The following is a 2008-nucleotide window of genomic DNA, read 5'->3' as shown; positions in this document are numbered from 1 at the left end:
ACCTGTTCATTCTGAAGCTCGAAGATATTCTCGAATTCTCCGGAGAAGAATCCCTTGAGATAGGTGTCGACTACTTCATTTCTTGTTTCAATCATTATGCTCTCCGTTTCGGGCTTTACGTAAGTAGATGGTCTTATGAAGAATCCCGCGACCTTTTTATCTGCATCCAGAGTAATTATCACATCGAATATCCCCGCCTTGAATTCAGAGGCGAATATGTAGGATACAAGATCGCCTTGAGGTACTTCGCTGATATCAAGAACCTGGGCGAAATCTCCAACCTGCATCTGCAATTGCCCTCTGAGATTTCTCATTGCTGAAAGCGGTTGCGCCTTCTTCATCTCGGCATTCTGCAGCTCATAAGCTTCGGGATACTTCCCGTTGAAGAAACTGTCGAAGTACTGCTTTGCGACATCGATCGACGCGAAAGATAGAACCGATGCAATTAGAACCGCACTTACTAAAATCCTTTTGATCATTTTTCTTCCTCCTTAGCAATTAGCTATATTACTATTTCCTTTGAGAATCAAGATTTCTGTTCGCGGCAAAGATCCGCTGCACGCTTAAGGACAAAAACCCGCTAGTCGCTTTAGAGAGCCGTCTTTCGAAAGAGCCACTGCACGCTCTTGATCCTAAATCCCCGCTTGAGCGGGGGGGACCGCTTGCGGTGGGGAGTGTGCTCTTTGAAGTGCGTCTCAAAGCTAGTGCCCTCTTTGGATTTGAACGATGTAGTCACTCTTCACGTTGTTAGATTTGTGCTTTCTGTGTATGCTCACACCACAACTTGGAAGGAGCATCGAGCAAACGCCTTTATATGCTATTTCGAGGCAGCGGCTTCATTTGGTTTCAGATATAACACCCTCCGCCACTACGTGGCCCTCCTCCCTCAAGGGAGGATTTAAGATCAGGATCTTCAGAAGTCAACCGAAGTATTCGTACAAGAGCCGGCATATGACTGGCGTTTAACTCCTTGATTTATGGTTGTCATAAGCTCTCGAGCGGAAGTGCTAGGACCATGATTGACGAGAAAGTTCATCGTCGAGAGACTGAACCGGTCTGACGGTGGCCAGTTTTCAAACTTCTTTCTTTTCAAAGACCTTGTAATCAATTGCGGTCAGTAAAACTGTCACTGCAAGCAATGAGACCAGATAGATCCAGTCAACAGTTCCCTTCTGCGCTACACTTGATCCCAGTATAAAAGGATATGGATTCAGCCAGGAGAGCGCATCAATCATTCCAAGTATGGGCAATCCTAGGACTATTACTACTCCGGCGACGACTGGTTTAACCTGATCTCTACTCATTATAGAAATCATCGTAAAAAGAGAGTAGAAGAATGTGGCTCCGACCAGCTGCTGGAGCAGCACTTTCAGCGTATCGGCAAACACTGTGCTGTAACCGGCTAAATTCATTGCTACTGGACCGAGCAAGGACAAGACCGCCGTTATTGTCAGCACGGCTCCGAGTCCCGCAAGATACTTCGTCCTGAACACCTCGTTCCTGTTCTTTCTTGAAAGCAGGAAGTAGATCGTCTTCTTGTCGAATTCCTTTGCAAATATTGGGAAGGCAATCAGCAGAACGACGAAGGGGAGAAACTGCCCGTAGTTCTTTCCGTGCCACTGACTCAACAGATAGTAGTTGTCGTCATTAAGTCTCGAAAGACCTGAAACGTCTCCCATGAGATTCTTAAGAAAATCCGGCATCTCTTCTAGTTGAGCGGTCATCTCTTCCATCATCTGTGCTGCATAAGGTCTGAGAGCAATAGTTGTTACCAACGAGACCAGCAAAACGACGAACATTATTATTACTCTCAATTTCATTTCATGAATTTCTTTATAGAACATGCTTATTCCCCCTTACTATAGTCCCGAAGAAGGATTCAAGATTAACCTCTTCTCTTTTTGATCCAGCTATCTCCTTCAGTCTCGCGATATCTTTAGGGTTATCGGTGAGGACTTTCAGCGAATTTGCTTCTTTGACGACAGCGGTGAAGTCATTCCTATCTATT

3 protein-coding genes are annotated in these 2008 nt (G+C 45.4%); all 3 read right to left on the bottom strand.

The annotated features are described in order from the left end of the window. On the bottom strand, positions 1-479 hold a 479-nt coding region (locus tag ENN47_03145), incomplete at its 3' end, for a DUF3887 domain-containing protein (GenBank protein HDP77178.1). A 594-nt stretch (positions 480-1073) separates the two neighbouring features. Then, complete coding sequence (locus ENN47_03140; GenBank protein HDP77177.1) at positions 1074-1844, bottom strand: hypothetical protein; 771 nt, start codon at positions 1842-1844, stop codon at positions 1074-1076. Next, on the bottom strand, positions 1834-2008 hold a 175-nt coding region (locus tag ENN47_03135; protein HDP77176.1), incomplete at its 5' end, for an ABC transporter ATP-binding protein. The genes ENN47_03140 and ENN47_03135, both read right to left, overlap by 11 nt.

It is taken from the genome of Mesotoga infera, from assembly GCA_011045915.1.
GTDB classification, from domain to species: Bacteria; Thermotogota; Thermotogae; order Petrotogales; family Kosmotogaceae; genus Mesotoga; species Mesotoga infera_D.
This window is presented reverse-complemented; position numbering and strand designations above follow the sequence as displayed.

What these genes read in the sequence shown, in the direction of transcription:
- ENN47_03140 (HDP77177.1), bottom strand. Translation starts at nt 1,844, where the DNA reads ATGTTCTATAAAGAAATTCATGAAATGAAATTGAGAGTAATAATAATG.